Origin of the sequence: Neobacillus novalis NBRC 102450 (assembly GCF_001591805.1) — a bacterium.
In the GTDB taxonomy this organism is placed as follows: Bacteria; Bacillota; Bacilli; order Bacillales; family Cytobacillaceae; genus Neobacillus; species Neobacillus novalis.
Genome location: NZ_BCVP01000003.1, coordinates 87,897 through 101,738 on the forward strand (window position 1 = coordinate 87,897; position 13,842 = coordinate 101,738).

A 13,842-nucleotide genomic window follows, 5' to 3' on the forward strand; every position below is an offset into this window, starting at 1 on the left:
ACTCAAAATACATTGTTCTTAAAAAAACAAAGACATTTCGTGTTGTAATTATATGCATTAACCCGGATAATTAGATTACTTTTTATTATCATCAATTAATACAATTCGCTGAAAAAAAATAAAGTCCTTTCCGGTTATACGAAAAGGACTTTATTTTTTCTTTATTTCATTATATGGATAGGGCTGCCAATGGCTACTTCGGCTGCTTCCATTGTAATTTCACCTAGTGTTGGATGGGCATGAATGGTCATCGCAAGATCTTCCGCTGTCATTCCAGCTTCAATTGCAAGACCCAGTTCTGCAATCATATCCGATGCACTCGCGCCGGCAATCTGCGCTCCAATCACAAGACCGTCTTCTTTACGTGTGATTAATTTTAAGAAGCCATCACCGCTGTCCAGTGATAAAGCACGGCCATTTGCAGCAAATGGGAATTTAGAAGCATTCACTGCAATCCCTTCTTCTTTCGCTTGTGTTTCTGTATATCCAACTGAAGCTAATTCAGGTTCAGAGAAGACAACTGCTGGAATGCCTAAGTAATCAATAACAGACGGATGACCAGCAATAGCCTCGGCTGCAATTTTAGCTTCATATGACGCCTTATGTGCTAGTTGAGGACCTTTAACAATATCACCAATGGCATAAATATTTTTAATATTGGTACGGCATTGTTTGTCGATTTCAATCAGGCCGCGGTCACTCAATTTCACACCAACTTGTTCAAGTCCCATTTCATCAGTGTTCGGACGGCGTCCAACCATTACAAATACGTAATCAGCTTCGATTTTCTTCTCTTCGCCTTTTGATTCGAAGGTTACAACCACACCGTTTTCAGTTTCTTCTACACCTTTTGCTAATGCTTTTGTATAGAATTCCGCACCTTTTTTCTTCATGTTGCGCTTAACAAGAGCTGCCATTTGCTTATCAAAAACGCCAAGACCTAAAATTTCATCCGCGCCCTCCAAGACCGTTACTTGGGAACCAAAGTTTGCGTAGGCACCGCCAAGTTCAATCCCGATTACCCCGCCGCCGATAACAACGATTTTTTCTGGAATTTCCGCTAAGTCAAGTGCACCCGTAGAGTTAAGTACACGTTTTGAATATTTAAAGGCTGGGAGTTCAATTGGACGAGACCCGGTTGCAATGATAGCATTTTTAAAGGTATACGTCTGCGCTGAATTTTCATCCATTACACGAAGTGTATTTTCATCAACAAAATATGCTTCACCGCGGACAATATTAACCTTATTTCCTTTTAATAATCCTTCAACACCGCCGGTTAATTTGTTCACGATACTCGCTTTAAATTCTTGAACCTTGGAAAAGTCAACCTTTACATTTTCAGCTGTAATCCCGAATGCCTCAGAATGCATCGCTGTTTCGTAACGATGTCCCGCTGCAATCAATGCTTTTGAAGGAATACAGCCAACATTTAAACATACGCCGCCAACATATTCCTTTTCAACAATCGTTACTTTTTGCCCCAGCTGCGCAGCCCGTATTGCCGCTACATAACCCCCAGGGCCTGCACCGATGACGATTGTATCTGTTTCAATAGGGAAATCTCCTACTACCATTTTTTACGCCTCCATTAACAAAAGTTCTGGATCGTTTAATAATCGTTTGATGTGATTTAATGCATTTTGTGCTGTTGCACCGTCAATCATGCGGTGATCAAAGCTTAATGAAAGAGCTAAAACAGGAGCAGCGACAATCTCACCGTCTCTAACAATTGGTTTTTCGGCAATTCTGCCTACACCCAAAATCGCTACTTCAGGGTGGTTAATTACAGGAGTAAACCATTGTCCGCCTGCTGAACCAATATTTGAAATCGTGCATGAGGCACCCTTCATTTCGTTAGGAGCAAGTTTGCCTTCACGTGCTTTACCTGCCAATTCATTAATTTCATTAGAAATTGAGAAAACAGACTTACGGTCAGCATCTTTAACGACTGGAACTAATAAGCCCTTTTCCGTATCAGCTGCAATTCCAATATTATAGTAATGTTTATGGATAATCTCACTCGTTGCGTCATCAAGCGATGTATTAAGTGCAGGGAATTCACGTAATGCACTTGTTAATGCTTTTACGATATATGGTAAGAAAGTAAGCTTAATGCCTTTAGCTGCTGCCACTTCTTTGAATTTTTTACGATGAGTAACAAGTTTGGTTACATCGATTTCATCCATGAGTGTTACGTGTGGCGCTGTATGTTTCGAATTCACCATCGCTTTTGCTATTGCTTTGCGAATACCGCTCATTTTCTCACGTGTTTCAGGATATTCGCCTTGTGGAATTGGCGCTGCCTTAGGTGCTGCATTGTTAACCACTTCAGGAGCTGGTTCTGTTGCTGCCTGTGGCGCTGCAGTTGTTTGCGCTCCCCCAGTTAAGAATGTATCAATGTCCGCTTTCACAATCCGTCCGTTTTTACCTGAACCGGCAACTAAAGCAATTTCTACCCCTTTATCACGGGCATATTTACGAACAGATGGCATTGCAATGACGCGGCGATTAGGATCAACTTCTGCTTGCGGCTGTACAGCTGCTGCCTGTTGTGGAGCTACTGCTGCTGGCTTAGTCTCTTGAACTGCTGGAGATGGTGTTGGTGCCGCTGCTTTTTCTTCTTGTTTCGGCTCTTCATCACCATGGTCACCCTTAAATTGCAAGTCTTCATATCCAGGCGCATCAAATGTTACAAGAACCTGTCCGACTGTTGCAACCGTTCCTTCTCCAATTAATACATCAATAACAGTTCCTTCTACAGGGGAAGGAATTTCAACGACTGCTTTATCATTTTGTATTTCACAAAGTACATCATCTTCTTGGACTTTATCGCCTGGCTTGATGAACCATTTGACAATTTCCCCTTCGTGAATACCTTCACCGATGTCAGGCATTTTAAATTGAAATGACACTGAGATTCATCTCCTATAACAAGTGTATTTGAGTATATTTATTAAAACGATAATACCTTTTTCGCTGTTTCAATTACATCTTTATAATTCGGCAGCCAAGCAGATTCTGCCTGTGGGAATGCAAAAATAGTATCGGGTGCTGCCACACGCAATACAGGTGCTTCTAAACTTAAAATCGCTCTATCGTTAATTTCAGCAACAACATTGGCAGCGATACCTGCTTGTTTTTGTGCTTCTTGAACAACAATGGCACGACCTGTTTTTTCAACAGATGCAATAATAGTTTCAATATCAATTGGGCTTACAGTTCTGAGGTCAATCACTTCAGCAGAATGACCCTCTTTCTCTAGTTCTTCAGCAGCTTTTAATGACTCGTGAACCATTGCACCATAAGTAATGATTGATACATCAGTTCCTTCACGTTTCACTTCCGCTTTCCCTAGTGGAATTGTATATTCGCCCTCAGGAACTTCTTGACGGAAAGAACGGTATAACTTCATATGCTCAAGGAAGATAACCGGGTCATTATCACGGATGGATGAGATAAGAAGCCCTTTAGCATCATATGGCGTTGATGGAATAACCACTTTTACCCCAGGCTGCTGTGCCATTAGACCTTCTAAGCTGTCAGCGTGCATATCAGGAGTATGAACACCGCCGCCAAATGGCGAACGGAAGGTTACCGGTGCATTAAATTTGCCTCCTGTTCGATACCGAAGCCGTGCAGCCTGACCGGAAATAGAGTCCATTACTTCATAAACGAAGCCAAAGAATTGGATTTCCGGAACTGGACGGAAGCCTTGTAAACTAAGACCAACCGCTAAACCACCGATTCCTGATTCAGCTAATGGAGTGTCAAATACACGATCTTCGCCAAATTCTTTTTGCAATCCTTCTGTTGCCCGGAATACACCGCCGTTTACGCCTACGTCTTCACCGAAAACCAATACATTCGGGTCATTACGTAATTCCGTCCGCAATGCATCAGTAATTGCTTGAATCATTGTCATTTGAGCCATGGCTTACTTCGACTCCTTTTCTTTATATATTTCATATTGTTCTTTTAAGTTGAAAGGCATTTCTTCATGCATGATAGAGATGAGATCAGTAACTTTTTGTTTTGGTGCTGCGTCAGCCTTTTTAATCGCATCTTTAATGTCTTCTTTTGCTTTTTCGATTACTTCATTTTCTTTTTCCTCGCTCCAAATCCCTTTGTTTTCAAGGAATTTACGGAAACGAACGAGTGGATCTTTCTTTTCCCACTCATTGTCAAGGTCAGATGTACGATAACGGGTCGGGTCATCACCAGCCATTGTATGTGGGCCATAACGGTACGTTAATGTTTCAATCAGTGTTGGTCCCTCACCATTAATTGCACGTACGCGGGCATCATGAGTCGCCGCATAAACTGCTAATGGATCCATACCATCCACTTGGATACCAGGGATACCCGCTGCAACTGCCTTTTGCGCAAGTGTCTTGGCAGCAGATTGTTTGTCAACAGGAGTTGATATCGCAAAACGGTTGTTTTGAACAATAAAGATAGCTGGAGCATTAAATGCACCCGCAAAGTTGATTCCTTCATAGAAATCCCCTTGTGAGGTTCCACCGTCTCCTGTATAGGTAATCGCAACTGCTTTCGCTCCACGTTTTTTCATTCCAAGCGCCACACCAGCAGTTTGAACGTACTGAGCGCCAATAATGATTTGTGGGATAGCAATATTGACTCCCTCAGGAATCTGTCCACCTTGAAGATGTCCTCTTGACCATAAAAACGCTTGGTATAAAGGCAAACCATGCCAAATAATTTGTGGTACATCACGGTAACCCGGTAAAATGAAATCCTCTTTTTCAAGGGCAAACTGTGAAGCTAATTGAGAAGCTTCTTGTCCTGCAGTCGGAGCATAGAAACCTAGTCTTCCTTGACGGTTTAAAGAAATTGAGCGTTGATCCAGAATTCTTGTATACACCATGCGGCGCATTAATTCCTGCAGTTGCTCGTCTGTTAGGTCAGGCATTGCTGACTCGTTTACAACTTCGCCTTCTTCATTAAGAATTTGAAGTGTTTGAAATTGATCTTCTACAGCCTGGAGTACTTTTTTCGCATCCAGCTGGGCGTTTTGAGTTTTAGAAGCCATTTTGGTCACCTCTTCCTTTCTATTCGGAGCATAATTTTAAAAATATAAATACACCTTGTTAGATTACCCCAAAAACAGTTGAATAAAAGCACCTTGAAAGCAGCCATTTATTTTTCTCACTGTTTTTCGGAAAAGCTTCTGATATTACATAGGACTATGATTCGCTTCATTCTATCAACATCTTATTCTGTATTACTATTTTATGTAACATCATTGATACAACTTTTTAACTCCTTAATGAGTGTACACCATTCATTTTTACCCGTCAAATACTAAGCATCATAATTTTTCAACATGAACATATTAATAATACTTAATCTCAACTTCCTATCTGTATTACTTTACTTCCAATACTGTTATATAGAATTTCACATTTTCGCTATTTGTTATAATATAGCAAAAATCGGCCGTTATCAGCCGATTTCAATAGGAAAAAAATTATTTATTCAATTTTAGTCCTGCTTTCTTATAAAATAACAGTTTCTTATCATTGTATTGTTCAGTAAGCTTATTAAAATTTTCATTTACCTCAAGAACCTTTTTATACGTTTCGTTTAGTTTAGTTACTTGTGCCTCGAGGTCTTCCATGGCGAGGTTTTTATTCTTAAACATCCCATACAATTCTTTATCACTTTTTAAAACTTCTGTATATTCTCTGTACAATTCTTCATGTGTCCGATACCTCTGCATCATGATATCATATAATTCATTTGTTAATTTCTTCAGTTCTGGATTATCCAGTTCATCCTTAATGTCAGCCACTTTCTTAAATTCCTGTTCAGATTCCTTTAGACTATCTGTTTCTTTTTCCATATGTTCTTTTCTTTTATCGGTCAAAGCAATTGCTTCGTCCGAAAGCTTGACTATCTGGTCATATTCTTTCATTCCAAGCCCGATAATCTGGTCATATTTTTGTTTTTCTTCCTTTTCCAATGTTACGAGCGGATCTTGCTGCTCTTCAAATACCTTTTCTTTGGAAACAACCTTCTCTAAAACATCATACATCTTTTCAACGGGTGTCGTTTTATTAACACATCCTGATAAAATTAAACAAATAGCTATCATAAAATATAAATATCGGCCTTTATTCTTACAAGACAATTTGCTACCCCCTAACTAATACCAACTATATCGATACTTGGATTATTTGACAATATCCTCAAGAAAAAAACGCGCAAAATATTTGAGGTATTCATCATTCATTATTAACATTTTATCCATTGTTTGATAGACTAATGGTTGCAAATAACTTTTTTGAACACAGGAGTGAAGGTTCATGATAACGATGGAGGATATCATTAGAGATGGCCATCCCACACTAAGAAAAGTGGCTGCAGAGGTCGCCATGCCGCCATCAGATGTGGATAAGCAAATTCTATCCAGCCTTTTAGAATACGTAATAAATAGCCAAAATAGCGAAGTCGCTGCCAAATATGGATTACGGCCAGGAATCGGGCTTGCAGCCCCGCAAATTAATGTTTCCAAACGGATGATTGCCGTTCATATCACTGACGAGAATGGAGCACTTTATAGCTATGCTTTATTTAACCCTAAAATTGTCAGCCATTCCGTTGAAAAGTCATATTTACAATCAGGTGAGGGCTGTCTTTCTGTTGATGAACCCTTTCCGGGTTATGTTCATAGACATGCTAGGGTTACTATCAAGGGGGTTAATCTAGAGGGCGAAGAAGTAAAGCTCCGCTTAAAAGGACTGACCGCTATTTGCTTTCAACATGAAATTGACCATTTAAACGGTATCATGTTTTATGATTACATTGATAAACATGATCCTTTTAAGACAATCGAAGGAGCAATAGCGATTGAACGATAAAAACACCGGCCGATAATCGGCCGGTGTTTCTTTATATGAGTTGTAATTCCTTTAAGCCATTCCAAATACCGTCGTTACCTACATCAGTTGTAATCAAATCAGCAAGCTTCTTAGCCTCAGGAACACCATTTCCCATTGAAACACCGGTCCCAACAGCCTTTAGCATTTCTAAATCATTTAAGCCATCCCCAAAGGCATAGACATCCTTTAAGTCGAAACCTAATCGTGCAATCATTTTTTTGATACCTTCTGCTTTCGAGCCGCCTTTTGGCAACACATCTACAGAATATGAATGCCACCTAATGTAATTAAAACCAGGGAAGTCCGCAAGATATTTTTCTTCCTCGCCCTCTTCACAAAAGAGCAAGGACTGATAAATATTTCGATTAACATAAAAAGAAATGTCTTTCTCTGGATGTGAAAAATTTAGGCTCCCCAAACTTTTTTCGATGAAAGGGTGATGCTGTACGCTTGCCTTCATTGTTTTTTCGTTCATAAAAACAATGGGATGATTGTTTGTTTCAGCACGCTGAAAAAGACTTTTTAGTTCAACTTCATTCAAAGGATTTTCGTAAACCACTTCATTTTCAAAGACAACGAATTGGCCATTAAAGCTTACATAGGAGTCAATTCCAAGTTCTTCGCGCAAGCCTTCAAACATAAATGGTGCTCTGCCTGTGGCAATGGCGACAAAGGTTCCGTTCTCCTTTAATAATTCGATTGCTTTTTTCGTGCTTGCCGGAAGAGTCTTTTCATGATCAAGCAGGGTACCATCTATATCAAAAAATACTATCTTTTTCATTCTTTATCAATTTCCTTTCCGCAAACCAACGCTGCCTTTCCATTTAAAAAGACTAACCCTTCGAATAATAAATGTCAATTTCTTAAATTGTCATCTATATTCCATGATTATCCATGAAATAATCAGCTATTACACCATATAATAATAGTAAAAAACCGCTCTTTTTATAAAATAATTCAATTATCTGCCATTGCTTGCTTTACATTGGACAAGGATCGTATAAAATAAGAAGTAAGGAGATGATCCACTATGTTAAAGAAGCTAAGGAAGAAGCTTTTAAAACAGTGGAATGATTTACTGCGAAAGAAATCCATTGCCTAATTTTTTAAGGGCCCTTCAAAATGAAGAAGGGCTCCTTCGTTATTGTTGTAAAACAGCGGCACTTTTTACATACTTTTCATACTAAGTCCTAGACTTTTATAGAAAATAAATGAAAAAGATGAAAATGTTTTATATAATAGAAAAAGTTATGACCAAAGTTAGGAGCGAAATGTCATGATATTTAAAGTATATTTTCAAACAAGCATTAAAGAAGTTCCAGTTAGAGAGAACACCAAATCTCTATTTATTGAGGGAGAATCGGTAAGAGATGTCCGCTCGAAAATTGCCGATCGCGGCTTTAATGTTGAATTTGTACAAGGAGTTAAAGGAGCATATTTAGAATATGAAAAACAAAATGAAGACTATAAAGTATTGGAGATTTGATAATTTATGAAATTTGTAAAAAATGATCAAACTGCAGTTTTTGCGCTTGGCGGTTTAGGTGAAATCGGCAAGAACACGTATGCAGTTCAGTTCCAGGATGAAATCATATTAATCGATGCCGGAATAAAGTTTCCGGAAGATGAACTTTTAGGTATTGATTATGTAATACCAGATTATACCTACCTTGTTAAAAATGAAGATAAAATTAAAGGGTTATTTGTGACCCACGGACATGAAGATCACATTGGCGGTATTCCCTATTTATTGCGTGAAGTCAATATTCCCATTTACGGCGGAAAGCTTGCCCTTGGATTAATCAAGAATAAACTGGAAGAACACGGTCTATTACGGAATGCTAAATTGATTGAAATAAAAGAAGATGATGTCATTAAATTCCGCAAAACATCGGTTACGTTTTTCCGAACAACCCACAGCATTCCGGATTCCTATGGAATTGTTGTGAAAACCCCTCCCGGACAAATCGTCCATACAGGGGATTTTAAATTTGATTTTACCCCTGTAGGTGAACCTGCCAATATCACAAAAATGGCGGAGATCGGTAAAGAAGGTGTATTGTGTTTACTTTCTGATAGTACAAATAGTGAAATTCCAGATTTTACAATGTCAGAACGCCGGGTTGGTGATAGTATCCACGATATATTCCGTAAAGTAGATGGACGAATCATCTTTGCTACTTTCGCTTCTAATATCCACAGATTACAGCAGGTCGTAGAGGCAGCAGTGGTCAACGGAAGAAAAGTAGCCGTTTTTGGCAGAAGCATGGAAGCAGCGATTAATATCGGCCTTGACTTAGGGTATATTAACGCACCAAAAGAAACGTTTATTGAAGCAAATCAAATTAATCGCATTCCTGCCGATAAAGTGACTATTCTTTGTACAGGCAGCCAGGGTGAACCGATGGCGGCACTTTCAAGAATTGCCAACGGAACACACAGACAAATTCAAATCATCCCTGGAGATACGGTTGTATTTTCATCATCACCTATTCCGGGGAACACAATAAGTGTCAGCAGAACGATTAATTTGCTGTATCGTGCTGGTGCAGAAGTCATTCACGGCAAATTAAGTAATGTCCATACATCCGGGCACGGCGGACAAGAAGAACAAAAATTAATGCTCCGGTTAATTAAACCGAAATTCTTTATGCCGATCCATGGTGAATATCGGATGCAGATTATGCATGCTAAACTTGCTGTCGATTGCGGTGTCGAAAACGAAAATTGCTTTATTATGGATAATGGTGAAGTGCTGGCACTTTCGGAAGATACGGCACAAGTGGCTGGAAAGATTCCATCCGGTTCTGTATATATCGATGGAAGCGGCGTAGGAGACATTGGAAATATTGTCTTACGCGACCGGAGAATTCTTTCAGAAGAAGGCTTGGTCGTTGTGGTTGTCAGTATCAATATGAAGGAATTTAAAATTGCTTCAGGTCCAGATCTTATTTCACGAGGATTTGTCTATATGAGAGAATCAGGCGATTTAATCAATGACGCCCAAAATCTAATTACAAAACACTTAAATAAGGTAATGGAGCGTAAGACAAGTCAATGGTCTGAAATCAAAAATGAAATTACCGATACATTAGCACCATTCCTTTACGAAAAAACAAAACGCAGACCGATGATTTTACCAATCATTATGGAAGTGTAAAAGAAAAAGCGGAAGCGCCTAACCAGGCGCTTCCGCTTTTCTTTTATTGTCTAGCTCCAGCGCCTAGCCCCTCGAGGTCACAAGCCAATCCGTCCAAAAGGTTAAAAAACAACCTTTCGGCCGGCTCGTCTTGTGCTTGTCGGGGCTGAGCAAGGCGCTTCCGCTTTTCTTTATTCTAAAACTTTTCTTTCGAATCGGGCTATATCATTATCGTTTCCGATTACTATTAATACATCATTGAGGTTAATCGTTTCTTTTGCTTGCGGGGAAACAATGATTTCTTCTCCCCTTTTAATCGCAACAATATTTAAACCATATTTCTTGCGAATATCCATCCCCATAATGGTATGACCGCTAAGTTTTTCGTTTGCAACTATTTCTACGATACTATGTTCATCAGAAAGTTCTAAATAGTCAACTACATTACCCGACGCCATGTTATGGGCAATTCGTTTACCCATATCTCGTTCCGGGTGCACGACCTGATCCGCACCAATTTTACGAAGCACTTTTTCATGATAATCATTTTGTGCCTTTGCGGTAACACGTTTCACCCCTAATTCTTTGAGAATGAGTGTAGTTAAGATACTTGATTGAATATCATCGCCAATTGCTACAATCACATGGTCAAAATTTCGAATTCCAAGACTTTTTAGGACATTCTCATCCGTTGTATCACCTACAACAGCGTGGGAAGCTATCATCGCAAATTCATTGACACGTTCTTCATTCACATCAATCCCCAGAACTTCCATTCCTTCATCGGTCAGCGTACGGCAGATACTCCCGCCAAATCGGCCAAGCCCAATGACAGCAAAACTTTTTTTCACAAATAACTCCCCCAGGAAGATAAATTATCTAATATGGTACCATTTTAGCATCCTTGTTCTATTTTTTATATAGTGAGATTTCACAGTTACTCCCGCCTATTTTGGTTTTTCCTTTTTTTATAGAAAAGCAAGACGAGGAAGCAAATAATTGCCAAAATTAATAAAATCGGCAGATTTCCAAGAAGAAAAACAACTAAACCAGAAATTCCGGCCAATAATATGTTTGTACTTTTCATAAATTGTTTTTTCGTTTTTTCCCATGTATTTAGTTTATCCTTGTCAATATTCGGAACGACAACCTTATTCTCGTAAAGGGCAATATGGACAGTCGAAAGCGATGTTTGATTTTCTAAAAATTTCATTTTCCCTTCGATGCTCTCAATTTCCTCTTGAACAGCCGCTAAATCAGCAGAAATTTTTAATAAGTCCTCTGTTTTGGCTGCACCTTTCATAAAGGTCAGAAGCCGTTCCTCGACGACCCTCTTTGATTTTAAACGTGATTCAAGGTCAACATATTCCTCAGTTACATCCTGCCCCGTAATGGTCCTTTGGAGAACCTCTGCAGCCTGCCCTTCTGCTTCATGCAAAAAGTCCTGAAAGTGCTTTTGTGGAATTCTAATTTTGATGCTGCCGCTAACCTGTTCTTTGCCTTCTTTTGTAACATTCGATTCGGCAATATAACCGCCATATTTTAGCGCACTATCTTCCAAATTTCGAACAGTTTGATTAAATTTTTTCACTCTCAGCTGTAAATCTGCTTGATAGATCACCATCTTGTTTGATACTGTTATTTTTCCCGTTTCCATTGTGGTTTTATTTTCTGTGGCTTTCTCTCCCGCGGATACCGAGTCATACTCGTTTGAACTGGACTTTGCTGAATCCATCGCTACATCATTCATCTTTCCGCTCTTTTCCTCACTACTCGCACTGCACCCAGCCAAAAAAACCAACAAGGCAATAAGATAAATTGGTACCCATTTTTTTAGTTTTTTCAACTCACGACACCCCTTTTTCTCTATTGTAAACCGTGCTAACATTCCTCTTTACTAATACCGACGATTAAACGGACACAAGGTTACAGAAAACAAAAGCTCCATCGAAAAAAAACAGCCAGAAGGCTGTTTTTACTCGGCATTTAACATTTGAAATTGTGTTTTCACTAATTGGAAATATTCACCTTTACTTTCCATTAACTCTTGATGGTTACCTTTTTCCATGATAGCTCCAGACCTAAGGACGATAATTTGTTCAGCCTCGCGTATTGTTGAAAGACGATGGGCTATGATGATGGCCGTTCGATCTTTTAATAATGTCTTTAACGCTGTTTGGATTTGCATTTCAGTTTCAGTATCAATACTTGCAGTTGCTTCATCCAAAATCAAGATTCTTGGGTTTGAAAGCATTGCCCTTGCAAAAGAAAGCAGCTGTCTTTCTCCGACAGATAAAATATTCCCGCGCTCTTCCACTTCTGTATGATACCCATTCGGTAATCCTTCGATAAAGTGGTGTGCCCCCACTGATTTAGCTGCCAGCACCACCTCCTCATCGGTCGCATCTGGTCGGCCAAAGCGAATATTTTCGATAATCGTTCCCGAAAAAATGAAGGTTTCCTGCAGGACCACACTTATTTGCTGTCTTAAGCTTTTTAAAGAAATATCCCGTAAATCATGACCATCAATCTTGATAGCACCAGCCGTTGGGTCATAGAAACGAGAAATGAGATTTGCAATCGTCGTTTTTCCAGAGCCTGTATGACCGACGAGGGCCGCTGTCTGTCCTGCTTTAATTTCTAGATCAATCCCTTTTAAGGCAATGCGGCTGTCATCATAGGAGAAAGCCACTTTATCAAAAAGAATATGGCCCTTAACCTCACCAATATCGTTTGCATATTCTTGTTCCGCAACAATCGGTTTTTCATCTAAAAATTCAAATATCCGTTCCGAGGAGGCCATCCCCATTAAAAGTTGATTATAAACCTGCCCCAGCCTTGAAATCGGCTCCCAAAACATCCCAAGATAAAAGGCGACGGAGACAAATACCCCAATGGTAATCGAGTCCGTTTGAATGAGATGGGCACCATACCAGATGAGCACGGCGGTACCAACAGCATTCGTTATTTCAACAAGCGGCCTAAACATAGCGTTCTTCTTTGACGCCACTCTCCAGCTTTCAAAGTTTTCGTGGTTAACCCCTTCAAAGTAGGCCATATTTTCTTGCTCTTGGGTGAAGGATTGTGTGATGCGAATTCCTTGAATACTTTCGTTTAAATGCGAATTTAATTTTGATTGCTTTAAGCGCACCATTTGCCAAGAGCGCCGAATATTGCGCCTTAAACTAGTTGAAATAAAGAACATAATTGGGAGCATAATCATAATCGCAATGGTAAGCGATGGACTTAAAGAGAATAAAACCGCCATAACTCCAATAAGCAATAAAGAATCCATCAATGAATTGATTACACCATTTGTGAACAATTCCTGTAACGAATTAATGTCATTCATGATCCGTACCAGGATTGAACCAGCTGAACGTTGATCGAAAAAGCGATGAGAAAGATTTTGCACATGGGTAAACAGGTGCTTTCTGATATCGTAAATCACGCCTTGACCAAGTTCATTCATCCAGCGGATTCTATAAATATTTGCCAGATAGGAGATGAAATATAATAAGCCAATAATCGTAACAAGCATAACCAACATCTTTTGATCCTTGTTAACGATTGCCTTATCAAGGGTATAGACCCCGATTAAAATCGGGATGACCAGCCTTACCGCGGTTGTGATGATAACCATTAAGATGGATCTCGGCAATAACTTTTTCTGATAAGGCTTTAAATAACTGAACAGTCTCGACATTTGTACCCAGTTAAAGGGCTTATCAATGACTTGATCTGTTGAATAGTGGAATCGTTTTAACGCATTCGCATGAGCCTTTTTTCCGTTCATGT

At 39.4% G+C, this 13,842-nt stretch carries 12 protein-coding genes; 3 read left to right on the plus strand and 9 right to left on the minus strand.

From position 1 onward, the window contains the following. Positions 1-161: 161 nt before the first annotated feature. The 5 genes from lpdA to BANVL01_RS01450 all read right to left on the minus strand — a co-directional run bounded on the left by lpdA (position 162) and on the right by BANVL01_RS01450 (position 6,154). Positions 162-1,577 (minus strand): dihydrolipoyl dehydrogenase, encoded by a 1,416-nt coding sequence (lpdA, locus tag BANVL01_RS01430; RefSeq protein WP_066084911.1) that lies wholly within the window; start codon positions 1,575-1,577, stop codon positions 162-164. A gap of 3 nt (positions 1,578-1,580) precedes the next feature. After that, a complete protein-coding gene (locus tag BANVL01_RS01435; RefSeq protein ID WP_066084906.1) occupies positions 1,581-2,915 on the minus strand; it encodes a dihydrolipoamide acetyltransferase family protein in 1,335 nt (444 codons plus the stop codon). A gap of 41 nt (positions 2,916-2,956) precedes the next feature. Then, on the minus strand, positions 2,957-3,934 hold the full coding sequence (locus BANVL01_RS01440; protein WP_066084901.1) for an alpha-ketoacid dehydrogenase subunit beta: 978 nt from the start codon (positions 3,932-3,934) through the stop codon (positions 2,957-2,959). Between the two features lie 3 nt (positions 3,935-3,937). Next, positions 3,938-5,053 carry a pyruvate dehydrogenase (acetyl-transferring) E1 component subunit alpha gene (gene pdhA, locus BANVL01_RS01445; protein ID WP_066084898.1) on the minus strand — a complete coding sequence of 372 codons (1,116 nt, stop codon included), beginning with the start codon at positions 5,051-5,053 and terminating at the stop codon, positions 3,938-3,940. A 438-nt stretch (positions 5,054-5,491) separates the two neighbouring features. Next, entirely contained in the window at positions 5,492-6,154 is a 663-nt protein-coding gene (locus BANVL01_RS01450; protein ID WP_235845457.1) for a YkyA family protein, read from the minus strand. A gap of 175 nt (positions 6,155-6,329) precedes the next feature. Here BANVL01_RS01450 and def point away from each other — a divergent pair, with 175 nt between their 5' ends. After that, positions 6,330-6,884, plus strand: a complete 555-nt coding sequence (def, locus tag BANVL01_RS01455) for a peptide deformylase (protein WP_066084896.1) — start codon at positions 6,330-6,332, stop codon at positions 6,882-6,884. 31 nt (positions 6,885-6,915) lie between these two features. Here def and BANVL01_RS01460 read toward each other — a convergent pair whose 3' ends face one another. Continuing rightward, on the minus strand, positions 6,916-7,686 hold the full coding sequence (locus tag BANVL01_RS01460; protein WP_066084893.1) for a Cof-type HAD-IIB family hydrolase: 771 nt from the start codon (positions 7,684-7,686) through the stop codon (positions 6,916-6,918). 495 nt (positions 7,687-8,181) lie between these two features. Here BANVL01_RS01460 and BANVL01_RS01465 point away from each other — a divergent pair, with 495 nt between their 5' ends. Next, positions 8,182-8,391 carry a DNA-dependent RNA polymerase subunit epsilon gene (locus tag BANVL01_RS01465; RefSeq protein ID WP_066084889.1) on the plus strand — a complete coding sequence of 70 codons (210 nt, stop codon included), beginning with the start codon at positions 8,182-8,184 and terminating at the stop codon, positions 8,389-8,391. Positions 8,392-8,397: 6 nt separating this feature from the next. Beyond that, the gene (gene rnjA, locus BANVL01_RS01470) at positions 8,398-10,065 is read left to right on the plus strand and encodes a ribonuclease J1 (RefSeq protein WP_066084888.1); all 1,668 of its coding nucleotides are present in this window, start codon (positions 8,398-8,400) and stop codon (positions 10,063-10,065) included. A 170-nt stretch (positions 10,066-10,235) separates the two neighbouring features. Here the strand turns inward: rnjA and BANVL01_RS01475 are convergent, their stop codons facing one another. The 3 genes from BANVL01_RS01475 to BANVL01_RS01485 all read right to left on the minus strand — a co-directional run bounded on the left by BANVL01_RS01475 (position 10,236) and on the right by BANVL01_RS01485 (position 13,840). Continuing rightward, positions 10,236-10,895 carry a potassium channel family protein gene (locus BANVL01_RS01475; RefSeq protein WP_066084885.1) on the minus strand — a complete coding sequence of 220 codons (660 nt, stop codon included), beginning with the start codon at positions 10,893-10,895 and terminating at the stop codon, positions 10,236-10,238. Between the two features lie 86 nt (positions 10,896-10,981). Beyond that, positions 10,982-11,890 carry a DUF4349 domain-containing protein gene (locus BANVL01_RS01480; protein ID WP_082804833.1) on the minus strand — a complete coding sequence of 303 codons (909 nt, stop codon included), beginning with the start codon at positions 11,888-11,890 and terminating at the stop codon, positions 10,982-10,984. Between the two features lie 129 nt (positions 11,891-12,019). Continuing rightward, a complete protein-coding gene (locus BANVL01_RS01485) occupies positions 12,020-13,840 on the minus strand; it encodes an ABC transporter ATP-binding protein (protein ID WP_066084875.1) in 1,821 nt (606 codons plus the stop codon). Positions 13,841-13,842 lie beyond the last annotated feature (2 nt).